Raw genomic sequence first — 23,270 nt, 5'->3', positions numbered from 1 at the left:
GCACTTCATGCGCCACAGCACCGTGGTGGCGAACCCGCTGCTGCAGATGGCCCTGCTGGATGGCGCCAGCCTCGACATCGCCGGCAGCATCGCCCACGGTTCGAGCATGCGGGTGTTCCGCGCCGCCAACGGCGGCAGCCTGAGCCACCGTGGCTGCCTTCTGATCCACCCGCTGCAGAGCGATCAATCGCTGCTGAAGGAAATCGCGCCCGGCTGCTTCACCGAAGGCACGTTCCAGAACGATCCCACACTCAACCGCAGCTTCGTCCCCAGCGCCAGCTCAAGAGCTCTCGACGGCTGCTCCACCGCACGCGGCGGCAGCCTCGACTTCAACAATCAGCCCCGCAACATCGAGCTGCTGGGCGTCATCAACTTCCCCTTCCCGAACCTGGAGCCGGGTAGCTACTTCGTCGACCTCGGCGCGATCGAGCTGCGCCATACGAGGCAGGTCTCCGAGGATCGGTTCGAGGAGCGTTGAGGGTTGGGGGCGAGTTGCGGAGGCGGCACGCTGGGTAGCGGATCCGATCCACGTTAAGCGCACTCTTCCCCAAACTCTTGCGCGAACTGCGACCAAAGTGAGCGAAAGCGCACCACGGGAAGGGCGTTGCGGCTATGACTGCAAGGGAAACGACTCGCCCAGCTTGTACCTGACACCTCGCACTAGCGGAGCAGACACGCTGACGAGCTCCCCTAGAAGAGGCTGAAGCTCCTCATCAACTCGCTGACGTTGAAGCATCGCAAGTTCGATTACGTCCGGCAGTCTCGCCCGATCCAGATCCTTCATCTCAGGCTCAAGGACGAGGCTTCCATCCTCCTTTAGCCAAACGTGTACCGGGAACGCTTCTTTCGGATCCCGGCTCTCTGCAGTGACCTTCTCTCCAAGTTCTCTACTCAAAGCAGCGACGTCAGCATCGAGATGCATATGCCGGCTGTCTCGCAAGCTCAAGAGGAACTGGTGGGCTCTTCTGAGTTCCGGAGTGTCGAATTCTTCATAGTCCGTACCTTGAAGAGTGCCAAGACCAAAGCTCTTCTTGAAGATCCTTCCGTAGCATGCCGTCATGCCGACCAGAATGCCGCGCACCGCTGGGTGCTCAGCAGAGTCCAGCATCCTTGAGGCCAGCCTAGCCAGCGCTACGCACTCATCAAAACCTTGAATAGCGAGCACCAAGAAGCGCACGCGCTCGGCAGTCTCGGCGATTTCATCGGGGATCTCAGACATCATCCGGCCTTCGGCGATCGAGAGCCCTTTGCATCACAAGCGGCTCGGCTTGCTGCGGCTCTCGGCCACAAGAATGCGCCTGCCTTGAATGCAGGCAAAGAGCCAGACCGCGCGCATCGCGAAACGCCTTACCGACCGGACGCGAGGCATCCACCGACTCTTCCATCGACCCGAACATCAAGCCAAGCCAGAACCCGAGCCGTAGTGTCGGCCCGGGCGAGCGAGCAAACGTGCCGGGCGTTCGCTGTGAATACAGTGATCAGATCACGACGTGTGGCACATGCCAGCCGATCCGCCGAGGGCGTCGCACTCCTCTCACTCAGCGCCGACCAACCGCTCCATCAACCCCGCCTCATCCAGGTTCTCGCTCTCGCTCGCCCGCCGCGCGCGGTACTCGTAGGTGCCGGCGGCCAGGCCACGCTCGGAGACGACGACGCGGTGCGGGATGCCGATGAGTTCGATGTCGGAGAACATCACGCCGGGGCGCAGGCCGCGGTCGTCGAGGACGGCTTCGATGTCTTCGGCCAGCAGCTTCAGGTACAGCGCTTCGGCGGCTTCGGTGACCTTGGGGTCGTTCTTGGGGTTGATGACGCAGACGGCGACCTGGAAGGGGGCCATGGGCTCGGGCCAGATGATGCCGTTGGCATCGAAGTTCTGCTCGATGGCGGCGGCGACGATGCGGCTGACGCCGATGCCGTAGCAGCCCATGTACATCACGCGCGACTTGCCGTTCTCATCCAGCACGGTGGCGTGCATGGCCTCGGCGTACTTCTGGCCGAGCTGGAACACGTGGCCGACTTCGATGCCGCGGGCCAGCTTGAGCGGGCCGCTGCCGTCGGGGGCGATGTCGCCTTCGATCACGCTGCGCACGTCGGCGACGATGGCAGGCTCCGGCAGGTCGCGGCCGAAGTTGACGCCGCGGAAGTGGAAGCCGTTTTCATTGGCGCCACAGACGAAGTTGGCCATCACCGCGACCTCGCGGTCGACCACAAGCTGGAAGGGCTTGGGCGCGCCGATGGGGCCGAGGAAGCCGGGCTCGGCACCCAGGGTGTCCTTGATTTCGGCTTCGGTGGCGAGGCGATAGTCGGCGAGGCCCGGCACCTTGCCGAGCTTGATCTCGTTGACGCTGTGGTCGCCGCGCACCAGCACCAGCACGAAGCCCTGCTCGCCGATCACGGCCACGGACTTGACGGTGCGGTTCAGCGGCAGGCCGAGGAGCGCCGCCACGTCTTCGCAGGTTTTCTGGGTCGGCGTGCTGACTTTCTCGAAGGCCTCGGTGGCCGCAGGGCGCGGGCCGGCCGGGGCCTGGGATTCGGCCTTCTCGACGTTGGCGGCGTAGTCGCTGTTCTCGGAGTAGGCCAGCAGGTCTTCGCCGGACTCGGCCAGCACGTGGAACTCTTGGGATGCATTGCCGCCGATCGCGCCGGAGTCGGCCATCACCGCGCGGAACTTCAGGCCCAGGCGGCTGAAGATGCGCTCGTAGGCGGCGAACATGTTCCAGTACTCGCGCTCCAGACACTCGGGCGTCAGATGGAATGAATAGGCGTCCTTCATCAGGAACTCGCGTGCGCGCATCACGCCGAAGCGCGGGCGGATCTCGTCGCGGAACTTGGTCTGGATCTGGTAGTAGTTGCGCGGCAGCTGCTTGTAGCTCGACAGCTCGCTGCGCGCGTAGTCGGTGATGACTTCTTCGTGGGTGGGGCCGTAGCAGTACTCGGCCTCCTTGCGGTCCTTGATCTTCAGCAGCTGGCCGCCGAACTTCTGCCAGCGGCCGGTTTCCTCCCACAGCTCGCGCGGCTGGATCGAAGGCATCAGCACTTCGACCGCGCCGGCGCGATTCATTTCCTCGCGCACCACGCCCTCCACCTTGCGCAGCACGCGCAGGCCGATCGGGGTCCAGGTGTAGAGGCCGGCGCCCAGCTTGCGCACCATGCCGGCGCGCAGCATCAGCTGGTGGCTGACGACTTCGGCGTCGGCCGGGGTTTCCTTGGTGGTGGTGATGGGGAACTGCGACAGACGCATGGACAAATCCGGCTGGGGTGCGAGGGCCGCCGATTGTAGCGGGCACGGGCCGGGGCGCCAGCGGCGGGGCGCGCTTCCAGTGGAGCGTGGCCCTGCAGGCTGCAGTCGCGGGCGCGCCCATCGCGTCAGGAGGGCAGCGGCGTCGCGGCTACTTGGGTGGAAAAGGAACTGGGGCCTGGCAATCAGCCGTTTCGCGGACGTTGCCCCCTCTCCCCAACCCCTCTCCCACCAGGGGAGAGGGGCTTCAATTTCGGGCCCCTCGCGTCCTGTCTTGCTACGAGGCGCGGCGCCTCGGATGCTGTCGCGGCGGCCAGACTCCCCTCCCCCGCGTGGGGGAGGGGCCGGGGGAGAGGGGGGACGCTCGCCGCTGGATTCACCAGCCTCCCCAGCTGCCTCGGCTGCTCTCGGCCTCGGTAGAACGTCGGCTGTCAGCGGCAGCCGACTACTGCCCTCCTGCGCTTGCCCACATGCGAGAGGGGCTGGAGCCGCCGGGCGGGGCAAACTTCAGCGCGTCACAACCTCGCGATGCATCGGCGCGAGCTTGGCCAGCAGCTTGTTCTGGGCCGCAAACGGCACGCCTTTGGCCTGCATCGCGTCCTGCAGGATCTCGACGAGCGCGTTGAACTCGCCGCGGCGGATGTCAAGGCCCTCGTGCGATTCGGCCATGCTGCGGCCGCTGTAGACGCAGTCGCCGCCGAGAATCACGCAGAACTGTTCAACCAGCTGGCGCTTGACGCGCGCCTGGTCGGAGAACTCGAAGAACTCGCGGGTGCGGTCATCGGCCAGCAGGCGCTGCATGAAGTCGTCCATCAGCACGGTGAGGCCTTCGACGCCGCCGAACTCGGCCAGCACGGGGCGCAGTTCGGGGTGGGCGGGCGCGGGGTTCATGGGCTCGGCGACGGCAGGGCCGGCAAGGACGAGGGCGGCGGCCAGCAGGGCGCCACGCAGGGAAGGGGTCATACGGTGTCTCCGGAAGTCGGGTGTGGGGGCGCGTGCGCGGCGATCAGAAGCCGAGCTGCAGGCTGAGATACCAGCCGCGCTGGTCGTCCTCGATCACGATGTTGCCGAGGTCGACATAGGCCAGGGTCAGCGCGGCGTGCTTGTTGGGCGCCCAGGCCAGGAACACGTCCCAGGCGTGGTCTTCGCGGGCGATGCCGAGGTTGTCGGGCTTGCTGCGGAACTCCGCGCCGAGCGCCAGGTTCGGGCTGAGCAGGCGGGCCACGCTGCCTTCGAGCTCCAGGCTGCGGCTGTCGCGCTTGTCGCCGCCGAAACCGAGGATGCCGAACTGGTTGGCGCGGGTGTAGCGCAGGGTGGCATTCACCAGCAGGCTGCTGTCGAGGTAGAGCTTGGTGGCAGCCAGATACAGATCGACATCATCGCGACGCTGTGCGCCGACGAAGGCCAGCACGTCGGGCTGGTCGTTGCGCTTGTACTGCGCGCCCAGCGCCAGCTGCGGCAGCCAGCGGTCCTGCTCGTAAACGGCATCGCCGGCGAGTTTGACCTTCACGCCGAGCGTGTCCTGGGTGAAGGCGAAGCCGCGACCCAGACCCAGCGCCGCGCCCACGTTCTCGGTGTCGAAACGCTGCCGCGAAACGCTCAGCTCGACGCGGTCGTACAGGCCGATGAGGGCGCCGTAGCTGTCGAGCGTGTAGTCGTCGAGACCCACGCGGGTGTAGTAGGCGTTCGCGCCGATCTGGTCGCGGGTGCCATAGCCGCCGATCAGGGCCCAGGGTGTCAGGCCGCCACCGCCCGCGCCTTCGACCTGGGTGACGCCGCCGGTGAGCAGCAGCTTGCCGCCGAAGCGCTTGGCGCCGCCCGCTTCGCTTTGGGCGCTGGCCGTCGCGGTGAGGAGCAGCCCGGCGGCGAGGGCTACGCCCCTGGCTGCGCGGCGCAGTGAGGGCTGCTTGGCCCTGCAGGCTGCCGACGTTCCTGGGGCGACGATGTCACGTGTCGCGGCGCGATATGCGTGTCTCGAGAGCGGGGGCATGCAAACTCCTGTGATGTCCGAACCAGAACCGGGGGCACCCGGCTCGAGTGGACTACGCAGGCACGGGGCAGCCTGGATGCAGCGGAGTTGCAGAGCGTTTTCGAGATCGGCCGCCGAAGCTCACGCAAGTACGGATGCGCGCGGCTTCGACGGGCGCGATCGCGCCTGCCGGCGCCGGTCGCGCCAGGACACGGGGCGGTGAGGATTCAGCCGCAAGGCGAGTACGACAGCGAGTCCGGGCGCGAGCCGACCCGCAAGAGAGCTCAAACCCCGGGTAGGCCTGAGCGTTGGCACCTCAGGGATACTGGTACTCGTCGCTGGGGACAGGGATGGGCTCAGGCTGAGGCGCAGGCGCAGCCGTTGCCGCGGGGTCGGGCACGATGTGCCAGACGCCGCTGACGTTGTCCCCCATGACGTCGCCCGCGCGCTTGTCGTAGGGCCAGTAGTACAGGGGCTGACCGCGGAAAGCCCACTGCCGCGAACCATCCATGCGCTCAAGCACGCTGAACTCGCCAAAGTCGACGGCATCGAGATCGGCCGAGAGCGGCGGCCACAGCTTCTCGCAGGCGCGGTAGCAGGTGCTCACGCCCGGACGGTCACGCTCGAAGATGTAGAGCGTCATGCCGCGGCGATCGACCAGATAGCCGCGCACGAAGACAGCGGGAGCGCCGGAGACTTCCGCAGGCAGCGCCGACAGCACAGCGGCGTGCTCCTCATCGGTCGCAGGGGGACGGGTCGACTCATACATGCTGCTGCTGGCGGCGGGCTTGTCGGGCGCCTGGCGGGCAACAGCGTCTCCCGTGCTGGCCAGCATCAGCAGAGCGAGGGCGGAGGCGTGAGCGAGCGCATTCATGGGAGAGACCTCTTGTCGAGCTGAAGTACAGGGAGGGAAGCCGCAGGGCGAGACTACAGCCGCAGCCGACGCAGCAGCCAGCGCAGCGCCCGCCCAAGGCGTGGCACCGGCTCGCCGCGGATCAGCAGCAGGGCGCCCTCCGGCGAATCGAAGGGCTGGTGACGCGAGCCGGCTTCGGCGACCAGGAAGTCACCCGCGGGATGGCGCTGGCCGGCGTGCAGGATCGCACCTTCGAGCACCAGACACTCTTCGCGGGCGCTGTGCCTGTGCCTTGGGATGCGCGCGCCCGGGGCCAGTCGCCACAGCGTGATCTGCTGGCGGGTCTGAGGATCAAATCGAAGAGTCTGCACTTCGACTCCCTCGAAGGTCGGCACCCAGGGCGCGGGCGCGCGTTGGCCCCCCGCGTCTGCACGCGACAGCAGACGCTCGCGCAGGCGATCGCGCGCGCACTCGGCCAGAGGCGCGACTTCGTCGGCAGGCATGCGTTCAGTCATCGCGCTGTCCTCGCCCACCCAGCAGCGCGGCAAGACGCTCCAAGGCGCGGCGCAGGTGACTTTTCACGGTCCCCAGCGGCACGCCCGTGCGCTCGGCGATCTCGCCGTGGCTCAGTTCCTCGACGAAGGCCAGGGCAAGCATCTGCTGCTGCGCAGGCGTAAGGCGGCTGCGTGCCGTCGCCATCGCCGTGTCGGCGTCGAGTCGGTCCCACAGCAGGTCGGCGGTGTCTGCGCTCATTGCCTGCGCATACGAACCTTCGTCGACGTCTGGATGCAGCGGCTCGGTGCGGCGATGCCGGCGCTCGCGGCGCAGACGATCGATGGACCGGCTCCAGGCCATGCCCAGCAGCCACGGCAGAACCTCACCGCGCTGCGGGTCGTAGTCGGGTGCACGTTCCCAAGCCTGGGAGAAGGTGTCGAGAGTGATCTCTTCCGCATCCTCGGCCCGCTGCAGCACGCGCAGGGCCAAGGCATGCACGCGCCCCGAGCAGCGGTCGAACAGCTCGGCCAGCGCCGCCTGCTCGCCTTGCGCCATGCGCAGCACCAGGCCGATCCGGCGCAAGGCTTCGGCCGCTGTGTCTTCATGCGTCGGAGGGGGGATCGGCGGCATCCGCATCAGGCTCGGCGAGGTCACGCCGCGATGCAGGATCCGTTCCGAAGTGTGGCCGAGGCGAGAAGCCGGGCGGCGCGTCGGCGCCGCGCCTCGGAGGGCGCCTTCGACCGGGACGAGACCGCAAGGCCAGGACCGGGACGCCCCATCGGCTCACCGCACGCGGCTGGACTGCACCGCCGGCGATGCCGGGCAAGGCGCCGGCTCTCGCTGGGCGCCTGCCCGCAGGCGATACAAGCCTGCGAGGAACCGCAGCATCCCCCGGCGCCGCGGTCGCGCAGGATCCACCCGATTCGATCACCCCTCCGAATCGACATCCGGAGCGCAGTGTTCGGTTTCGGCAGCTTCGTTCTCGGCGATCTGCTGCTGGCGCTCGGCCGAGGTCAGGGTGCGGGTGGTCTCGCCGTCGCGCAGGCTGACGTAGTCATTGGCGCGCAGCACCTGCAGGTTCTGCTGGGCGCGGGCACAGGCCGCGGCGCGGCTCTGGCGACGGGCATCGGCGGCGGCTTCGAGGGCGCGCTGGCGGGCCAGTTCGGCGCGCTCATCCGGGCTCAGGTTGGGGTCATCGACCGACGCGGGAGTGGCGGCAGCGCTGGTGGCCGGCGGGGCCGGGGCCACGCTGGGCTCGGCGCGCAGTGCCACGCGCTGGGCCTGCACGCCTTCGGGCGGGCGTTCGCCGTACTGGGTCACGCCGTTGGCGTCTTTCCAGCGATACACCTCGGTGGCGGCGGCCTCGGTCGACAGGCCAGCCAGGGCAAGGCTGAACAGCAGGGCGGTGGAGCAGATCGGCAGGCGCATGGCGCGGAATCCTTGGGGCTGCGGGTGCGCACTTGGTAGCACCCGTCCCGTGCGCTGGCAAGGCGCGGCGGCGCCAGCGGCAGAGGCGGCCACCTGAAGGGCACTGCCGATGCAAGTACACTCTGGCCGGTTCGCACCCGCGTCCGGGTGCCCTGCCGCCAGCCACATGACCGCCACCGATACCGGCCCGAGCGGCGAGACGCCCCGTCCGCCACCGCGCCGCAGCATCTACCTGCTGCCCAACCTGTTCACCACCGGCGGCCTGTTCGCAGGCTTCTACGCGATCATCGCCGCGTCCAACGGCGACTTCACCAGCGCGGCCATTGCGGTGTTCGTGGCCGGCCTGCTCGATGGGCTCGACGGCCGCATCGCGCGCATGACCAACACCCAGAGCGAGTTCGGCGTGCAATACGACTCGCTGGCCGACCTGGTCAGCTTCGGCATGGCGCCAGCCCTGGTGATGTACCACTGGTCGCTGTCGAACCTGGTGTACCACGGCCCGGTCTGGGGCAAGCTCGGCTGGGCCGTGGCCTTCCTGTACGCGGCCTGCGCGGCGCTGCGGCTGGCGCGCTTCAACACCCAGGTGGGCGTGGTCGACAAGCGCTACTTCATCGGTCTGGCCAGCCCGGCCGCGGCCGGCTCGCTGATGGCCTTCGTCTGGGCCGCGACCAAGCTCGGCTATGGCGGCGCCGACCTTGAATACGCCGCGCTGGCGGTGACCGTGATCGCCGCCTTGCTGATGGTCAGCCGCATCCGCTACCACAGCGGCAAGGCCCTGCCCTTCGGCGAGCGCGTCCCTTTCGTGGTGATCCTGGGGGCGCTTGGCCTGTTCGTGGCGCTGGCGATCGCGCCTGAGCGCGTGCTGCTGGCGGTGGCCTGGCTGTACGCGCTCTCCGGCCCGGTCGGCTGGGCGATCGGACGCCTGCGTCGGCGCAGCGGATGAGTTCCGCCGCCGCGCCCGCCGAGGCCACCGAGCAGCGCCTGCTGGCGCGGCTGGCGGATCTCTCGCAGCGGCTGGCGGTGTCGATCGACCTGGAGCAGACCCTCACCCAGGTCGCACAGATCATCGCCGAGTCGATGGACGCCGAGGCCTCGGCAGTGTTCCTTATCGACGATGCACAGCCGCGCATCGTCTGCCGCGCCTGCCACGGCCCGGTCGATATCCGCGGACTGACGCTGCGGCTCGATCAAGGCCTGGTCGGCCGCGCGATCGCGCGCCGGGCCTGTGAGATCGTGCGCGACGCACACACCGACCCGGACTTCGCCGGCCGCACCTTGGACGCGCGCACCGGCTTCGAGACGCGCAGCGTGCTGACCGCACCGATCATGACCACCGAGGGCGCGATCGGCGCCCTGCAGGTGCTGAACAAGCGCGGTGGCGCGCCCTTCGACGACGCCGATGCCGACTCGCTGCGCCTGCTCGCGGCGCCCACCGCGCTGGCGCTGAATCACGCCCGCCTCGCCGAGGTCGTGGTTCGGCAGAACCGGATCCAGCGCGAACTGACCATGGCCCGGCGCCTGCAGCGCTCGCTGCTGCCCAAGCGCCGGCGCGGGGCGTTCCCGCTGCGCGCGCTGAACTTCCCCGCACGCGAGATCTCCGGCGACTTCTACGACTTCTTCGAGCTGCCCGATGGACGCATCGCCTTCACCGTCGGCGACGTCGCCGGCAAGGGCCTCGACGCTGCCTTCCTGATGGTCCGCTGCGCCAGCCTGCTGCGCTGGGCCGGCAAGGAGGGCCTGCCGCCGGGCCAGTGGCTGGCACGCGCTAACGACGAGCTGATGGAGGCGATCGCCGCCGGCATGTTCGTCTGCGCGGTGGCCGGCTACTACGACCCCTTCCGCCAGCAGGCGGTGTGGGCGAACGCCGGCTTTCCGCCGCTGCTGCGGGTGGACCGCGCCGGCTGCTTCGCCCGCTTCGAGGCCGAGGGCCCGCCGCTGGGCATCGTGCATGGCATGAGCTACCCCGAGCAGCAGACCACGCTGGACGGCGCCGCCCTGTATCTGTTCTCCGACGGCATCACCGATGTGCGCGGCGATGATGGCGAGGTGCTGGGCGTCGACGGCGTGCAGCATGCGGTGGGCGAGATGCGCCTGCTGCCGCCGGAAGCGCGCCTGCGTGCGCTGGTGCGGCGCCTGCGCCGGATGACGGTCACTGACGACACCACGCTGATGGTGATCGAAGGCGAGGCCCCCGCCCTGCTGCGCATCGAATTTCCCGCCGAAGCCGTGCAGTTGATGCCAATGCGCCATGCAGTCGATGCCGTGCTCGAACAGCAGGGCATCGAGGGCGATCTCCGCGCGGCACTCGTGCTGGCGCTGGACGAAGCCTGCGCCAACATCATCCGCCACGCCTTTGGCGGTGGCTGTGGCAGCGGCCGCATCGAGCTCCTGATCCGGCGCGAGGACGCTGCCCTGCACTTCGTGCTGAGCGACACCGCGGCCTGTGTCGACGTCGAGCGCATCAAGCCGCGCGATCTCGATGAATGCCGCCCCGGCGGGCTCGGCCTGTGCTTCATCGACACCCTGATGGACGCCTGGAAACTCACGCCGCTGGCCGGCGGCGGCAACCGCCTGTGGATGCTCCGGCGTCTGGATTCGGCCGACCGCCCCGTAAACGAACACTGCCCCACTGCCCTCGACGCCGGAGCCTCGATCGCATGAACAACTGCCAGACCCTGAGCGAAGCCGGCCACACCGTGGTCCGTCTCGCCGGTGAAGTCGACCTGAGCTGGTCGGCGCAGGTGCGCCAGGCCGTGCTGGCCGCGCTCAACAGCGGCGGTCCGGTGGCCGTGGATCTCGCCGCCGTGCGCTACATCGACAGCTCGGGCATCGCCGCACTCGTCGAAGGTTTCCAGAACGCCCGCGGCCGCGGCCAGCGCTTCGTGCTGGTGGCGGTCAGCGCGCCGGTGCGCTCGGTGCTGAAACTGGCGCGACTGGACCGCGTGTTCGAGATCCACGAGTCGCTGGAGGGCGGCGCGCCCGCATGAAAGCGGCGAACGCCCTGCTCGAACGCGTCGGCCGCCGCAGCGTGCAGGTGCTGGGCGAACTCGGCTACGCCGCCATGCTGTTCATCGAGAGCCTCTATTTCATCGGCGCCGGCTGGGCCCGCGGGCAGCCGGTGCGGCCGCGCATGGTGGCCGAACAGATGCGCCAGATCGGCGTCGACGCGCTGCCGATCATCAGCCTGCTGTCGCTGACCATCGGGGTGATGCTGGGCATCCAGTTCATCGCCGCGCTGAGCGAGTTCGGCGCCGAAAGCCAGGTCATCATCGCCACTGCCAAGTCGATCACCCGCGAGTTCGGAGCCCTGATCACCGCCATCGTGGTCGCCGGCCGCACCGGCTCGGCGCTGGCCGCGCGGCTGGGTTCGATGGTGGTCTCGCAGGAAGTCGATGCGCTGGCGGTGACCGGCATCGACCCGGTGCGCTATCTGGTGGCCCCCGCACTCTTGGCGATGCTGGTGATGGTGCCGGTGCTGACCGTGTTCGCGAACCTGGTCGCGCTCACTGGCGCCGGACTGTACGCCTCCGGCCCGCTGGACATGGAGGTCGGCGCCTACTTGCACCGCACCCTGCAGTTGCTGGAGCCGCGCGACCTCTGGGAGGGTCTGTCGAAGTCCGTGGTGTTTGCCGTGCTGATCACCCTGATCGGGACCAGCACGGGCTTCTCCGTCAGCGGCGGCGCCGAAGGCGTCGGCCGCGCCACCACCCGCGCCGTCGTGCTGTCGATCAGCGCGATCGTGGTGGCGGATATGTTGTTCTCGTTCTTCCTCAATCGATGAGAGTCGGGATTGGGGATTCGGGATTCGGGATTCGTCGAGCAGCGCTCGGCGCGCCTTGCTGTGGTCGTTTCGCGCCATACCCGCCGACGAGAGCTTGCTGCGCACCCGCTCTGGCTGCTGCGAATCCCGAATCCCGAATCCCCAATCCCGGCGACTCCCCAAGGAGTCGCCCATGACAAATCCCCAATCCCCAATCCCCAATCCCAGCGGCTCGGCGACCGCCGAGCCGCTCATCGACGTCCACGGTCTGCAGGCCTACTACGGGCGCCGGCGCATCCTGCACGGCATCGACTTCCGGGTTCAGCCCGGCGAGATCCGCGTGATCATGGGCGGCTCGGGTTCGGGCAAGAGCACCCTGCTGCGGCATCTGCTGGGCCTGCAGAAGCCCGCGGCCGGGACGGTGCGGCTGTTCGGCACCGACATCGCCCACGCTTCGCCCACGCAGATGCTGGCGATCCGACGGCAGCTGGGCGTGAGCTTCCAGGGCGGGGCTTTGTTCACTTCGATGACGGTCGGCGAGAATGTCGCCCTGCCGCTGCGCGAGCACACGCGGCTCGACGAGAACACCATCCGCATCATGAGCCGCCTGAAGCTCGAGGTGGTGAATCTGGGCGGCTTCCAGGACCTGATGCCGGGCCAGCTTTCGGGCGGCATGGTCAAGCGCGCGGCGCTGGCGCGGGCGATCGTGATGGACCCGAAGCTGCTGTTCTTCGACGAGCCCTCGGCGGGGCTCGACCCCGTGGTTTCGGCCGAACTCGATGAGCTGATCCTGCAGCTGCGCGACGCCATGCGCATGAGCATCGTGGTGGTGACCCACGAGCTGGAGTCGGCCTTCAAGATCGCCGACACCATCACCGTGCTCGACCACGGCAATGTCCTGATGACCGGCACCGTGAGCGAGGTACGGGCCTCCGAGCATCCGCGCATCCAGGACCTGCTGAACCGTCGCCCGCGCGAGATCGAGGTCAACGTGGATGAGTACCTCAAGCGTCTGACGGAGGAAGAGGGATGAGACGCCGGGAATCGGGAATGGGGAATCGGCAATCGTCGAGCTGCGCTCGCGACTGGCAACCCGCACGCCTAAACTGCGCCACCAGCCACGGGATGAGCGGATGAAGCGCGACGGGATCAACTACAGCCTGGTGGGTGCGGTGGTGCTGGTCGCCTTCGGCCTGCTGCTGTTCGCCCTGTTCTCGATCACCGGGCGCAGCGGCAAGGCGCTGCGCTACCACACGCATTACGCCAACGTCACCGGCCTGGCCCCGGGCGCGCCGGTGTTCTACGAAGGCTTCCGCATCGGCCAGGTCGAAGAGATCCACCCGGACCGCAGCCAGGGCCGCACCCGCTACCGGGTGGAGCTGGCGGTACGCGCGGACTGGCCGATCCCCGAAGACAGCATCGCCGCGCTGCAATCGACCGGCCTCTTGGCCGACGTGGCGATCGCGATCCGCGAGGGGGAAAGCGGCGCGATGCTGGCCGAGGGCGAAGAGCTCGCGAGCCGCGAAGGCGCCGACCTGTTCGTGGCCATGGCCGATCTGGCCGGCGAGGTCAACGCGCTCTCGAAGGATCGGCTGCGGCCGATGCTCGAGAGCCTGGCCGTGCGGCTGGAGTCGATCGGCGCCGCGGTGGACGCCAGTGCGCCGGCCCTGCTCAGCGAGGCGCAGGCCCTGATGGGCCGGCTGAACACGGCCGCCGACGGCGTCAATGCGATCCTCGATGCGCCCAACCGCGAGGCCATCCGCGCCAGTCTGGCCAACGTCCAGCAGCTCTCGGCCGAACTCTCGGCCACCCAGGCGCGCGCGGACCGGCTGCTGGAGTCGCTCAACGCCACCGTCGACGAGAACCGGCCCGACCTGCGCGAGGCCGTCGCCGACCTCGAACGCACCCTGGGCACCATCGCCCGCCGCATCGACTCCATCACGCATCATCTGGAAAGCTCGAGCCGCAACATGGATGAGTTCACCCGCGAGATCCGGCGCAATCCAAGCCGCTTGATCTACACCCCGCCCCAGGATCCGGTCGAATGAACCCGCGTCCGCTGAGCTCCCTGCGCGGCACCGGCTGGCGAAGCCTGATCCTGCTGCTGGTTGCCGCACTCACCGGCTGCGCCAGCGCGCCGGGCATTCCCGAAACCACCTGGCACCGCTTGCCGGCCAGTGAGCGCGCGGCCGCGTTCACACAGGTCAGCGCGCTTCCCCTCGTCGTCCAGCGGCTTGAGGCCGATGGCCTGCACGCAGACCAGGCCCTGCTGTATGCACTCGATCCGCAGGGGCAGCGGCTGCGTGCCTACCACTACAACCTGTGGGTCGACCCGCCGGGCTATCTGCTGCAGAGGCGACTCATCCAGCAGCTGCAGGCGGCGGGCGCGGCCGACCGGGTCACTGACCAACTGCCTGCCGGCCAGCGGGGATTGTGGATCGGCGGTCGCATCGAACGTTTCGAACGCGCCCCTACCGAAGACGCCGGCTACGAGGCTCGGGTCACTTTCAGGCTGCGCGCCAACCCACGTGACGGCCGCCTGCCCTTGGTCGAGGGCGTATACGCCGCTGCAGTCCGTGCCGAGAACGACAGTCTGGCGGCCTCGGTCATGGCGCTGGGCCAAGCGACGGACCAAGCCTTGGGCCACTTCCTGCGTGATCTTGATGCGGCCCTGCAGGGAGCCGACCGATGAGCCGTCTGGCGCCCGCTGCGCAGCCTGCGGAACAGCTGCGCCTGGCCGCGGCCCTGGGGCTGCGCCCCCTGCGCCTGCGCGATCGCCCCCGACCGATGCCGCCTGCGCGACTTCGCGTCGTCGCTGCGGCTCCGCTGGAGACGCTGCGCGAGGATCGACTGCTGCTGGCCGTGCTGCGCGCGCTTGATCTGGGGCCGGAGGACATCGGCCCCGAGCAGGCAGGGACAGCCCCCCTGCTGGCCATCGATCGGCTCGATGCGAGCGCAGCCCTCTGCCTGCCGCCGCTGGAGGTTCTACGCCGCGACGGTTCGGCCAAGCGCGCGCTCTGGCCCGCCCTGCGCGCACTGCGTCGACGCCTGCAGTCGCCGTGAACGCACGCCCTGCCCCCGCCAGCGTCCAGCTGCGGCCCATGGTCGAGGCCGATATCGACGCGGTCATGCGCATCGAGCTGGAGGCCTATCCGTTTCCCTGGACCCACACGATCTTCCGCGACTGCCTGCGCGCGGGCTACGCCTGCTGGGTGCTGGACTCAGGGGTCGAGCTGCTGGGCTACGGTGTGCTCAGTGCCGCCGCCGGCGAGGCCCATGTCCTCAACGTCTGCGTCTCGCCGCGCCACCAGGGCGAGGGCCACGGCCGCCGCCTGATGCGGCGCCTGATCGACCTCGCCCGCTGGCACCGCGCCGAGCGCATCTTCCTTGAGGTTCGCCCCTCCAATCCGCGTGCGGTGGCCCTGTACGACTCCCTCGGCTTCAACGAGATCGCCCGCAGGGCCAACTACTATCCCGCCGCAGGCGGGCGCGAGGACGCCATCGTGATGGCGCTTGAGCTGCTTCCCGACAGCGAATAGGCAGGCTGCGGGTGCGGCTCGTCCCCGGCGCGCGGACGCCCACAGGGCGCCAGCACCCGCTGCAGGAAGGCGCAGGCTGGGCCCGAGGCGGCGACCGGATTCCGCTTGCCTGCGGTCCCGTCCCTCCTCCGAATGTGCTACACCAGAACGCCGCGAGGTATCGCCCGCGGCGACGCCGGGGCGATGACGCCTGGCGCGGCGAGGAACTTGCATCACCGGGCCTCGGACCCGCCGCCCACTCCGCCAAGGACCCCATGGACCGACTCGAAGCCCTGCGCAGCATCGCCCGCGACGCCGCGAGCGGTGAGCTGAGCTTCCCGACCCACACGCAGCTGGCGCTCAAGATCAAATCGGCGCTGGACGATCCGAACTGCTCGGTGGATCAAGCCGCACGCCTGGTCCAGGCCGATCCGCTGCTGTCTGCGCGCGTCGTCGCCATGGCCAATTCGGTGGCCTACAACCGCAGCGGACGCGAAGTGGCCGACGTCAAGACCGCCGTCAACCGGCTCGGCTTCACGACATTGCGTACGCTGGCGATGGCCCTGGTGACACGGCAGATGGCCGGAGGCACCGGCAGCCCTGCCCAGCAGACGGTCGCGCGCCAGCTGTGGGAACGCACGGCCCACGTGGCCGCGCTGGCGCGCGTGCTGGCCCAGAAAGTCACCGGCCAGAACCCGGAAAGCGCCCTGTTCGCGGGCCTGGTCCATGACATCGGGGGCTTCTATCTGATCTCCCGCTCGGTGCAGTACCCGAGCCTGCTCAAGGTCGAGGCGCCCCTGGCGGTGGAGTTGGCCGACGCCGCTGAGGGCACGGATATCGACACCGACCAGCGGGTCGAGCGCGATCTGGGCCTCGCCGTGCTGCGCAAGCTGGAGGTGCCGGCGGCGGTGATCGAGGGCATCGAAGATTACTGGCGGGGCATGCTGTCACTGCCGCCCGAAACCCTGGGGGACACCCTGCTGCTGGCCGATGTGCTGGCCCCGGTGGCGCATCCGCTGCGCTGGCAGGATCCCGCTCAGCCGGCCGCCACCCGCGCGGCCTCGATCGACATGCTGGTGGGCGAGGAGACCCTGCAGGAAATCCTGCGCGAGTCGGCTGCCGAAGTCGGCCAGCTGATCGAAACCCTGAAGTTCTAGCCATGCGCAGCGAACTCCCTGGCGGCGCCCCGCTCCCGGACAATGAAGCCGAGCGGCTGCGTTCGCTGCGGGTGGCCGAGCTGCTCGATACCGAAGCCGAGGCGGTCTTCGACGATCTCACCCGCCTCGCGGCCTCGATCTGCGGAACCCCGATTTCGCTGTTGTCGCTGGTGGACGAGCACCGGCAGTGGTTCAAGAGCCGTGTGGGTCTCGACGCGACGGAAACACCCCGTGAACTTGCGTTCTGCGCGCACGCCATCCTGGGCGACGCGGTGATGGAAGTGCCGGACGCCCGCGAGGACCCGCGCTTCCGCAACAATCCGCTGGTCACCGACGCGCCCGCCATCCGCCTGTATGCAGGCGCTCCACTGCAGGGCCCCGGCGGCTATCCGATCGGCACCCTGTGCGTGATCGACACCGAGCCGCGCTCGCTGACCCCCAGCCAGCGCGAGCAGCTGGCGACGCTCGCCGCCCTGGGCTCGCACCTGATCGAAGCGCGGCTGGCGCAAAAACGGGCCGAGCGCGGCGAGCGCGCGCTTGCGCAGCTGCTGGAGGCCCTGCCCGATGGGGTCGTCGCCTGCAACGCCCAAGGCGAACTGAGCCACTTCAACGGCGTCGCCCGCGCCTGGCACGGCTGCGACCCGATGCGCGTGCCGCAGAGTGAATGGGCGGAGCGCTTCGACCTGTACGAAGCCGACGGCGAAACGCGATTGAGCCCCGAGCGCATCCCCCTGGTACGCGCGTATCGCGGCGAAACCCTGCGCGATGTCGAATTCTGCATCCGTGCGCGCGGCCAATCGCCACGCTTCGTGCTGGCCAGCGGCGGCCCTGTCCGGGACACCTGGGGGAACACCGAAGGTGCCCAGGTGGTGATGCATGACATCACCCAGCGCCGTCACGCCCAGCTCGCGCTCGAAGAGGAACGCCGCCGCCTGGCGATGGTGCTGGAGGGCACCCGGGCCGGCACCTGGGAATGGAACGTCCAGACCGGCGAGACGCGCTTCAATGCGCGCTGGGCCGAGATCGTCGGCTACACCCTCGAAGAACTCGCGCCGATCAGCATCCAGACCTGGCTGGACCTCGCCCATCCCGACGACCTGCCTGGGTCCGAGGAGCGCCTGCAGGCGCACTTCCGCGGCGAAGCCGAGCAGTACGACTTCGTCTGCCGCATGCGGCACAAGGCCGGCCACTGGGTCTGGGTGCACGATCGCGGCCGGGTGATGTCGCGCAACGCCGAGGGCCAGCCTCTGTGGATGGCCGGCACCCATATCGAAGTCTCCGAACTACGCCGGACGCAGGAGCGCATGGAGCAGGCGCTGGCGCAACTGCAGTCGATTGTCGCCGGTGCGCTCGACGTCTCGATCATCGCCACGGACGTGGATGGCACCATCCGCCTGTTCAGCCCCGGCGCCGAGCGCCTGCTCGGCTATCGCGCCGAGGACATGATCGGCCACTGCACGCCGGCGATCTTTCACGACCCCGAAGAGGTCCAGGCGCGCGCTCGCGAGCTCAGCCAACGCGAGGGCCGCAGCATCGAGGGCTTCGATGTCTTTGTCGACGCTGCCCGCCGCGACATCGTCGAAACCCGCCAGTGGACCTACATCCGACGCGACGGAGGGCGGCGCCAGGTGCGGCTGTGCGTGAGCGCCATCCGCGACCCGGCTGGGCGTCCCAACGGCTTCGTCGGCATCGCGATCGACCTCACCGAACTGACCCAGGAGACGCGCGCCCGCGTGGAATCGGAAGACCGGTTTGCGGGGGCATTCCGGGCCTCAGCCCTGGGACTGGCCCTGGTGGCCCCGGATGGCCGCTTTCTTCAGGTCAACCCGGCCCTGTGCAACATGTTGGGCTACAGCGCCGAAGAGCTGCTTTCCGGCGATTTCCAGCAGCTCACCCATCCCGACGATCTCGCCATCGACCTCGAGCTGGTCAGACAGTCCCTTGCCGGCAAGCTGCCGGGCTATCAGCTGCGCAAGCGTTACATCACCCGGCAGGGTGCGACCGTCTGGGCCATGCTGGCGGTTTCCCTGGTGCGTGGCAGCGAGGGCCAACCCCTGTACTTCGTGTCGCAGGTGCTGGACATCACCACCCGCGTGCGCGCCGAAGAAGCCCTGCGCGCCAGCGAGGCCAAGCTCTCGGAGCTGTTCAGGCTGTCGCCGGTCGGCATCGCGCTCAAGCGGATGGAAGACGGCGCCTTTCTCGAGGCCAACCCCGAGTTCTACCGCATGCTCGGCTATTCCGAGGAGCGTTTCCGCAGGCTCAGCTACTGGGACATCACGCCGATCGACTACGAGGCGCTGGAGCGGGTGCAGCTCGGCAAGCTGCAGTCGCTGGGCCGCTATGGCCCCTACGAGAAGGAATACCTGCATGCCGACGGCCATCGCATTCCGGTGCTGCTGCACGGGGTGCGCTTCCAGCCGGGCGGCAGCGGCGAGGTGCTCATCCTGAGCGTGGTGCAGGACATCAGCGAGCGCAAACGCCTGGAGCGGATCAAGTCCGAGTTCGTCTCCACGGTCAGCCACGAGCTGCGCACGCCGCTGACGTCGATCTCGGGCGCGCTCGACCTGGTCGTCGGCGGCGCGCTCGGACAGTTGCCCAATGAGGCCCATGACCTGCTGCAGCTGGCCCAGCGCAACGCCCGCCGCCTGGGCTCCCTGGTCGGCGACCTGCTCGATCTCGAAAAGCTGCTGGCGGGTAAGATCAGCCTCAACAAGTCACTGCAGAACCTGGGCGGCCTGCTGGTGGATACCGTGGCGGCCCTGCAGCCTTACGCCGAGCGCTTCGACGTCAAGGTGCAGCTGCACGCGCCCCCGGATGTCCAGCTCAACACCGACCCCGGCCGCTTCAGCCAGATCCTGACCAATCTGATCTCGAACGCGATTAAGTTCTCGCCGCGCGCCGGGCTCGTGGAAATCCAAGCCCTGCTGGTGGACGAGGCGGTCGAGCTGCAGGTGCTGGATCGCGGTCGCGGCGTGCCGGAAGCCTTCCGCGACCAGCTGTTCCAGAGCTTTGCCCAGGCCGAAGGCGGCAGCGACCGCAGCCAGGAGGGCACCGGCCTCGGCCTCGCCATCAGCCGCGAGCTCACGGGCCGTCTGGGCGGCGACATCGGTTATCGGCCGCGCGAGGGCGGGGGCAGCTGCTTCTGGCTGCGGCTGCCGGTGATGCCGACCACAACAGCGGCTCAGGCAATCCAGCCCACACCGTCATCCACACGCCCCTGCGTGCTGGTGGTCGAGGACGACCCCGACATGGCGGCGGTGATTGAGCTGCTGCTGGAACGCGAGGGCTTCGACTCTCTGCACGCCGACTCCATGGAGTCAGCGAAGACCCAACTTGCCAAGGCGGACGTGCAGGCCATCACGCTCGACCTGTCGCTGGGCGAAGAGCGCGGTGAGGATCTTCTCGAGTGGCTGCGAGGCACCCCGGAGACCGCCGACCTGCCGGTGCTGGTCGTCAGCGGGCATGCGGATCGTCTGCCGGCGCTGGATCCGAACACCGCGCGCATGCAGAAACCCTTGCGGCTTCCCGCACTGACCGGCGCACTCCACACCTTGATTGGCCGCCGGGCAAGCCGTGAACACACGCAGATTCTCTGCGTCGAGGACGACGAAGACAGCCTGAAGCAGATCGCTGCCGCGCTGCGCCCCTTGGGCGAAATCACATTCGCCCGCAACCTCGCGCAGGCCCGTGTGGCGATCCAGGCGCGCCGTTTCGATCTAGTGGTGCTCGACCTGGTGCTGCCGGACGGCGACGGGCGGACCCTGCTTCCCCTGCTGCCCAAGGATCCCGCGCCGCCGGTGCTGGTCTTCAGCGAGCAGGCCCTGAGCCCGGACGCCACCCTGCAGTTCGCCGCGGTCCTGGGCAAGGCGGGCACGCCCAAGTCCCGCCTCGCCGACATCGGTCGGCTGCTGCTCAGCCAGCCCTCTCCCGACACCCAGACCGCAAGGAGCCCGCGATGAGCGGCGACAAAGGACAGGGCCTTCGACTCCTGCATGTCGAAGACGACCCTGCGATCCGGGCGATCGCGCGGATCGCGCTGACCCAGGTCGGCCAGTTCACCCTGCTGTCCTGCGCCAGCGGCGCTGAGGCCCTGGAAAACGCCCCCGGTTTCGACCCGCACATCCTGCTGCTGGATGTGATGATGCCAGGCATGGACGGACCGACCACGCTGCGTGGGCTCGCCGGGCGCATGCCGCTGGAGGATCGACTGGTGATGTTCATGACGGCCAAGGTGCAGCCCAGCGATATCGAGGCCTATCGGGCCGAAGGCGCGCAGGGCGTCATCATCAAGCCCTTCGATGCCATGCGCCTGTACCGGACGGTGCTCGACGAGTGGGAAGCGCTTCGTGAGCGACGCAGCCGGGCTTGAGGCCCGGCAGGCGCTGCAGCGCCTGGCCCGGGACTATCTCGCACAGCTGCAGGCCGAGCTGTCATCGGCGCAGGCGCTGGCCCGCCAGTGCGCCCAGGCGGTGCCTGCGCCGGCGCTGATTGAGGCCGTGCACCGCCTCGCCGGCTCCAGCCTGAGCTTCGGCTATAGCGATCTGGGAACGCAGCTGCAGTCGCTCGAACATGCCCTGCGGCTTGCGCAGGACGCGGGTCAACCGGCGGCCGAGGCGATGGCGGCGCTCGGCGCGCTGCAGCCCCCCCTTGAGCTCGCCTCGCTGTTCGACGCGGCCGCCGCCTCGGCGGCGCCGATGGCCGCTGAAGACAAAGCGCCAGCCGACCCCGCAACGCCTGGCGCAACGCGGGCGGCCGAGGCAGCGAAAGACGTTCCCGCACAGGGGCCGCCGCGGGCGCTCATCATCGACCCCTACCAGTGGCTGTCGCCCGCCGTCGAGTCGGTGGTGCAGGCCTACGGTTTCGAAACACGGCGGGCCGTGCCCGGGGAATGCGCCGAGCCCTGTGAGCTGGTGATCAAGTGCACGGCGTCGCCGACCGCTGAGGGGCAGGTTCCCCCGAGCCGCGCCCTGATCCTGGTGATTCCGCGTGACGGCTATGCAGAGCGTCTGGGCGCTGTCCGGCGCGGTGCCAAGGCCTTGCTGACCACGCCGCTCGACCTGCCCTCCCTGGAGCGCGTGCTGCAAGTCCTGACGCTGGCGCAGGAGCAGCGCCCCCATCGGGTGCTGCTGGTCGACGACGATGCCCTGCTGCTGGAGCGCTATCGACTGGCCTTGGCGGCGGCGGGGCTCGACGTGCGTGTGCTCAGCCGGCCGGAAACCCTGTTCGAGGTGCTGGACGAATTCCGCCCGGATGTCCTGGTGCTGGACCTGAACCTGCCCGGCTGCTCGGGGCTGGAGCTGGCCCAGGCCGTGCGCTACAGCGACGCCTGGCTGCAGATGCCCATCCTGTTCCTGTCGGCGCAGCGCTCACGGCAGGTGGAGGCCCTGACCGCGGCCGGCGAAGAATTCCTGAGCAAACCGATCGCGCCCGAGCTGCTGGTGGCGCAGGTGATCAGTCGCGCCCGGCGCGGACGCGCGCTGGCGTCGGGCCTGACGCGCGACGGCCTCACTGGCCTGCTGCGCCAGAACGATGCGCGCCAGCGTCTGGCCGCGGCCGCGGCGCGCGCGGCCACTCAAAGCCAGCCGCTGAGCGTGGCGCTGATCGATCTCGACCACTTCAAGCGCGTCAACGATACCCATGGCCATGCAGCCGGCGACATCGTGCTGAGAACGCTGGCCAACAGCCTGCGCAGACGCCTTCGCGGTTCGGACTTCGCCGGCCGCTTGGGCGGCGAGGAGTTCCTGCTGGTGCTGGAGGACTGCAGCGCGCAGGACGCCCTAAGCCTGGTCGATCGCCTGCGCCGCGAGTTCGCGCAGATCGAATTCGAGGGCCCCGGCACCGCCTGGACCTGCACCTTCAGCGCGGGCCTCGCAAGCCTTGTTCCGGCAGACACCCCCGGCAGCCTGCTCGAGCGCGCCGACCAGGCGCTCTATGCGGCGAAAGCGCAGGGCCGCAACCGCTGCGTTTCGGCGAGCACCGCCACGGGCCCGGCCTAGACGTCCTCGAGCGTCAGCCCATCCACCGCCGGCGAGGACAGCCCGCTTCGCCGCCAGAGCGCATCGAGTCGGCACCCCAGCACCGGATCGACGTGATCGGGGGCCAGATCGACCAGCGGCTTGAGCACGAAGGCGTGCTTCAGTTCGGGGCGCGGCAGCTTCAGGTTTCCCGGCCCTTCCAGCACCAGCGCATCGAAATAGACGATGTCGATATCCAGAGTGCGCGAGGAAAAGCGCGGCACATCACGGCGCCGACCATGGGCATCTTCGAGCGCGTGCAGCCAGTCGTTGAGCGCGAACGGGTCGAGGTCGCTGTCGATCGCCGCCGCCGCGTTGAGGAAATCCGGGCCTTCGAAGCCCACGGCCGGCGTGCGGTAGACCGGTGAGAAGCGCGCGCCGGGGAAACGCTGGCGCAGGGCGTCTGCCGCGAGACGCAGGTAATGCTCGGGCTGCTGGTTGCTGCCCAGGCTGAGCAGGGCGAAGCTCATGCCGCAGCGTCGGATCGAGTGCGCTCAATGATCACGCCCACCGCACGGGCGCCGCGCACCGCACCCGGCTTCGACAGCTTGAGGCGCACATGGCTGACCTTGAACTCGTCGAGGATGATCGCCGCACAGCGCTCCGCCAGGGTCTCGACGAGGCCGAAGCCGGATTCTCCGACGAACTGCATCAGACGCTTGCTGACCGCCTTGTAGTCCAGAGTGTCGCGGATATCGTCGGAAGCCGCGGGCACGCGGTTGTCGAAGGCCATCTCGATGTCGAGCACGATCGGCTGGCGGATGCGCCGCTCCCAGTCGTAAATGCCGATCAGGCACTCGATCTCGAGCGCCTCGATGAAAACCTTGTCCATGCGCAG

24 protein-coding genes are annotated in these 23,270 nt (G+C 68.9%); 14 read left to right on the top strand and 10 right to left on the bottom strand.

What is annotated here, in order from left to right; genetic code table 11:
* Positions 1 to 7 precede the first annotated feature (7 nt).
* Positions 8 to 478, top strand: a complete 471-nt coding sequence (locus tag BLP83_RS05085) for a hypothetical protein (RefSeq protein ID WP_143006545.1) — start codon at positions 8 to 10, stop codon at positions 476 to 478.
* A 132-nt stretch (positions 479 to 610) separates the two neighbouring features.
* Here BLP83_RS05085 and BLP83_RS05080 read toward each other — a convergent pair whose 3' ends face one another.
* The 8 genes from BLP83_RS05080 to BLP83_RS05045 all read right to left on the bottom strand — a co-directional run bounded on the left by BLP83_RS05080 (position 611) and on the right by BLP83_RS05045 (position 7,983).
* Positions 611 to 1,219, bottom strand: coding sequence for a hypothetical protein (locus tag BLP83_RS05080; protein ID WP_143006544.1), 609 nt, complete (start codon positions 1,217 to 1,219; stop codon positions 611 to 613).
* Positions 1,220 to 1,534: 315 nt separating this feature from the next.
* Positions 1,535 to 3,241 carry a proline--tRNA ligase gene (locus BLP83_RS05075; protein ID WP_091239672.1) on the bottom strand — a complete coding sequence of 569 codons (1,707 nt, stop codon included), beginning with the start codon at positions 3,239 to 3,241 and terminating at the stop codon, positions 1,535 to 1,537.
* Positions 3,242 to 3,745: 504 nt separating this feature from the next.
* Positions 3,746 to 4,201, bottom strand: coding sequence for a group I truncated hemoglobin (locus BLP83_RS05070; protein WP_091239669.1), 456 nt, complete (start codon positions 4,199 to 4,201; stop codon positions 3,746 to 3,748).
* Positions 4,202 to 4,244: 43 nt separating this feature from the next.
* Complete coding sequence (locus BLP83_RS05065) at positions 4,245 to 5,228, bottom strand: DUF3034 family protein (RefSeq protein ID WP_091239667.1); 984 nt, start codon at positions 5,226 to 5,228, stop codon at positions 4,245 to 4,247.
* Positions 5,229 to 5,523: 295 nt separating this feature from the next.
* Positions 5,524 to 6,081 (bottom strand): COG4315 family predicted lipoprotein, encoded by a 558-nt coding sequence (locus tag BLP83_RS05060; RefSeq protein ID WP_218121196.1) that lies wholly within the window; start codon positions 6,079 to 6,081, stop codon positions 5,524 to 5,526.
* A 53-nt stretch (positions 6,082 to 6,134) separates the two neighbouring features.
* Positions 6,135 to 6,575 (bottom strand): cupin domain-containing protein, encoded by a 441-nt coding sequence (locus BLP83_RS05055; RefSeq protein ID WP_091239664.1) that lies wholly within the window; start codon positions 6,573 to 6,575, stop codon positions 6,135 to 6,137.
* On the bottom strand, positions 6,568 to 7,185 hold the full coding sequence (locus BLP83_RS05050; protein WP_176764016.1) for an RNA polymerase sigma factor: 618 nt from the start codon (positions 7,183 to 7,185) through the stop codon (positions 6,568 to 6,570). Before BLP83_RS05050 ends, BLP83_RS05055 begins: the two co-directional genes overlap by 8 nt.
* A 297-nt stretch (positions 7,186 to 7,482) precedes the next feature.
* Positions 7,483 to 7,983: a DUF4124 domain-containing protein gene (locus tag BLP83_RS05045; protein WP_176764015.1), complete on the bottom strand. Its 501-nt coding sequence runs from the start codon at positions 7,981 to 7,983 to the stop codon at positions 7,483 to 7,485.
* A 166-nt stretch (positions 7,984 to 8,149) separates the two neighbouring features.
* On the opposite strand from BLP83_RS05045, the gene pssA reads away from it, so the two are divergent.
* The 13 genes from pssA to BLP83_RS04980 all read left to right on the top strand — a co-directional run bounded on the left by pssA (position 8,150) and on the right by BLP83_RS04980 (position 22,414).
* Positions 8,150 to 8,926 (top strand): CDP-diacylglycerol--serine O-phosphatidyltransferase, encoded by a 777-nt coding sequence (gene pssA, locus BLP83_RS05040; RefSeq protein ID WP_091239656.1) that lies wholly within the window; start codon positions 8,150 to 8,152, stop codon positions 8,924 to 8,926.
* The gene (locus tag BLP83_RS05035; protein ID WP_091239653.1) at positions 8,923 to 10,644 is read left to right on the top strand and encodes an ATP-binding SpoIIE family protein phosphatase; all 1,722 of its coding nucleotides are present in this window, start codon (positions 8,923 to 8,925) and stop codon (positions 10,642 to 10,644) included. Before pssA ends, BLP83_RS05035 begins: the two co-directional genes overlap by 4 nt.
* Complete coding sequence (locus BLP83_RS05030; protein ID WP_091239650.1) at positions 10,641 to 10,970, top strand: STAS domain-containing protein; 330 nt, start codon at positions 10,641 to 10,643, stop codon at positions 10,968 to 10,970. Before BLP83_RS05035 ends, BLP83_RS05030 begins: the two co-directional genes overlap by 4 nt.
* Positions 10,967 to 11,764 (top strand): MlaE family ABC transporter permease, encoded by a 798-nt coding sequence (locus tag BLP83_RS05025; RefSeq protein ID WP_091239647.1) that lies wholly within the window; start codon positions 10,967 to 10,969, stop codon positions 11,762 to 11,764. The genes BLP83_RS05030 and BLP83_RS05025 overlap by 4 nt, the downstream gene beginning before the upstream one ends.
* A 172-nt stretch (positions 11,765 to 11,936) precedes the next feature.
* Positions 11,937 to 12,776: an ABC transporter ATP-binding protein gene (locus BLP83_RS05020; protein ID WP_091239645.1), complete on the top strand. Its 840-nt coding sequence runs from the start codon at positions 11,937 to 11,939 to the stop codon at positions 12,774 to 12,776.
* A 100-nt stretch (positions 12,777 to 12,876) separates the two neighbouring features.
* Positions 12,877 to 13,791 (top strand): MlaD family protein, encoded by a 915-nt coding sequence (locus BLP83_RS05015; RefSeq protein WP_091239642.1) that lies wholly within the window; start codon positions 12,877 to 12,879, stop codon positions 13,789 to 13,791.
* A complete protein-coding gene (locus BLP83_RS05010; RefSeq protein WP_091239639.1) occupies positions 13,788 to 14,435 on the top strand; it encodes an ABC-type transport auxiliary lipoprotein family protein in 648 nt (215 codons plus the stop codon). The genes BLP83_RS05015 and BLP83_RS05010 overlap by 4 nt, the downstream gene beginning before the upstream one ends.
* On the top strand, positions 14,432 to 14,806 hold the full coding sequence (locus tag BLP83_RS18970) for a hypothetical protein (protein WP_091239636.1): 375 nt from the start codon (positions 14,432 to 14,434) through the stop codon (positions 14,804 to 14,806). Before BLP83_RS05010 ends, BLP83_RS18970 begins: the two co-directional genes overlap by 4 nt.
* On the top strand, positions 14,803 to 15,282 hold the full coding sequence (gene rimI, locus BLP83_RS05000; RefSeq protein ID WP_425388964.1) for a ribosomal protein S18-alanine N-acetyltransferase: 480 nt from the start codon (positions 14,803 to 14,805) through the stop codon (positions 15,280 to 15,282). Before BLP83_RS18970 ends, rimI begins: the two co-directional genes overlap by 4 nt.
* Before the next feature lie 254 nt (positions 15,283 to 15,536).
* Positions 15,537 to 16,418: an HDOD domain-containing protein gene (locus BLP83_RS04995; protein ID WP_091239633.1), complete on the top strand. Its 882-nt coding sequence runs from the start codon at positions 15,537 to 15,539 to the stop codon at positions 16,416 to 16,418.
* A gap of 2 nt (positions 16,419 to 16,420) precedes the next feature.
* Positions 16,421 to 20,377, top strand: coding sequence for a PAS domain S-box protein (locus tag BLP83_RS04990; RefSeq protein WP_091239631.1), 3,957 nt, complete (start codon positions 16,421 to 16,423; stop codon positions 20,375 to 20,377).
* Positions 20,374 to 20,787, top strand: a complete 414-nt coding sequence (locus tag BLP83_RS04985) for a response regulator (protein ID WP_091239628.1) — start codon at positions 20,374 to 20,376, stop codon at positions 20,785 to 20,787. Before BLP83_RS04990 ends, BLP83_RS04985 begins: the two co-directional genes overlap by 4 nt.
* Positions 20,765 to 22,414, top strand: a complete 1,650-nt coding sequence (locus tag BLP83_RS04980; RefSeq protein WP_176764014.1) for a GGDEF domain-containing protein — start codon at positions 20,765 to 20,767, stop codon at positions 22,412 to 22,414. The genes BLP83_RS04985 and BLP83_RS04980 overlap by 23 nt, the downstream gene beginning before the upstream one ends.
* Here the strand turns inward: BLP83_RS04980 and folK are convergent.
* Positions 22,411 to 22,902: a 2-amino-4-hydroxy-6-hydroxymethyldihydropteridine diphosphokinase gene (folK, locus tag BLP83_RS04975; RefSeq protein ID WP_091239624.1), complete on the bottom strand. Its 492-nt coding sequence runs from the start codon at positions 22,900 to 22,902 to the stop codon at positions 22,411 to 22,413. The two genes, BLP83_RS04980 and folK, sit on opposite strands and share 4 nt — an antisense overlap.
* The gene (folB, locus tag BLP83_RS04970; protein WP_091239623.1) at positions 22,899 to 23,264 is read right to left on the bottom strand and encodes a dihydroneopterin aldolase; all 366 of its coding nucleotides are present in this window, start codon (positions 23,262 to 23,264) and stop codon (positions 22,899 to 22,901) included. Before folB ends, folK begins: the two co-directional genes overlap by 4 nt.
* Positions 23,265 to 23,270 lie beyond the last annotated feature (6 nt).

The organism is Aquimonas voraii, from assembly GCF_900101825.1.
GTDB lineage: Bacteria > Pseudomonadota > Gammaproteobacteria > Xanthomonadales > Xanthomonadaceae > Aquimonas > Aquimonas voraii.
The sequence above is the reverse complement of the archived record's forward strand: the minus strand, read 5'-3'. Positions and strand labels throughout refer to the sequence as shown.

Excerpts from the sequence above, each read along its gene's own strand:
- BLP83_RS05035 (WP_091239653.1), top strand. The coding sequence starts at position 8,923 with ATGAGTTCCGCCGCCGCGCCCGCCGAGGCCACCGAGCAGCGCCTGCTG.
- BLP83_RS05020 (WP_091239645.1), top strand. The coding sequence starts at position 11,937 with ATGACAAATCCCCAATCCCCAATCCCCAATCCCAGCGGCTCGGCGACC.
- BLP83_RS05030 (WP_091239650.1), top strand. The coding sequence starts at position 10,641 with ATGAACAACTGCCAGACCCTGAGCGAAGCCGGCCACACCGTGGTCCGT.
- BLP83_RS05060 (WP_218121196.1), bottom strand. The coding sequence starts at position 6,081 with ATGAATGCGCTCGCTCACGCCTCCGCCCTCGCTCTGCTGATGCTGGCC.
- BLP83_RS04990 (WP_091239631.1), top strand. The coding sequence starts at position 16,421 with ATGCGCAGCGAACTCCCTGGCGGCGCCCCGCTCCCGGACAATGAAGCC.
- BLP83_RS05045 (WP_176764015.1), bottom strand. The coding sequence starts at position 7,983 with ATGCGCCTGCCGATCTGCTCCACCGCCCTGCTGTTCAGCCTTGCCCTG.
- BLP83_RS05070 (WP_091239669.1), bottom strand. The coding sequence starts at position 4,201 with ATGACCCCTTCCCTGCGTGGCGCCCTGCTGGCCGCCGCCCTCGTCCTT.
- BLP83_RS05080 (WP_143006544.1), bottom strand. The coding sequence starts at position 1,219 with ATGTCTGAGATCCCCGATGAAATCGCCGAGACTGCCGAGCGCGTGCGC.
- BLP83_RS05055 (WP_091239664.1), bottom strand. The coding sequence starts at position 6,575 with ATGACTGAACGCATGCCTGCCGACGAAGTCGCGCCTCTGGCCGAGTGC.
- BLP83_RS05075 (WP_091239672.1), bottom strand. The coding sequence starts at position 3,241 with ATGCGTCTGTCGCAGTTCCCCATCACCACCACCAAGGAAACCCCGGCC.
- BLP83_RS04985 (WP_091239628.1), top strand. The coding sequence starts at position 20,374 with ATGAGCGGCGACAAAGGACAGGGCCTTCGACTCCTGCATGTCGAAGAC.
- BLP83_RS05015 (WP_091239642.1), top strand. The coding sequence starts at position 12,877 with ATGAAGCGCGACGGGATCAACTACAGCCTGGTGGGTGCGGTGGTGCTG.
- BLP83_RS05025 (WP_091239647.1), top strand. The coding sequence starts at position 10,967 with ATGAAAGCGGCGAACGCCCTGCTCGAACGCGTCGGCCGCCGCAGCGTG.
- pssA (WP_091239656.1), top strand. The coding sequence starts at position 8,150 with ATGACCGCCACCGATACCGGCCCGAGCGGCGAGACGCCCCGTCCGCCA.
- BLP83_RS05010 (WP_091239639.1), top strand. The coding sequence starts at position 13,788 with ATGAACCCGCGTCCGCTGAGCTCCCTGCGCGGCACCGGCTGGCGAAGC.
- BLP83_RS04995 (WP_091239633.1), top strand. The coding sequence starts at position 15,537 with ATGGACCGACTCGAAGCCCTGCGCAGCATCGCCCGCGACGCCGCGAGC.
- BLP83_RS18970 (WP_091239636.1), top strand. The coding sequence starts at position 14,432 with ATGAGCCGTCTGGCGCCCGCTGCGCAGCCTGCGGAACAGCTGCGCCTG.
- BLP83_RS05085 (WP_143006545.1), top strand. The coding sequence starts at position 8 with ATGCGCCACAGCACCGTGGTGGCGAACCCGCTGCTGCAGATGGCCCTG.
- BLP83_RS05050 (WP_176764016.1), bottom strand. The coding sequence starts at position 7,185 with ATGCCGCCGATCCCCCCTCCGACGCATGAAGACACAGCGGCCGAAGCC.
- folB (WP_091239623.1), bottom strand. The coding sequence starts at position 23,264 with ATGGACAAGGTTTTCATCGAGGCGCTCGAGATCGAGTGCCTGATCGGC.
- folK (WP_091239624.1), bottom strand. The coding sequence starts at position 22,902 with ATGAGCTTCGCCCTGCTCAGCCTGGGCAGCAACCAGCAGCCCGAGCAT.
- BLP83_RS05065 (WP_091239667.1), bottom strand. The coding sequence starts at position 5,228 with ATGCCCCCGCTCTCGAGACACGCATATCGCGCCGCGACACGTGACATC.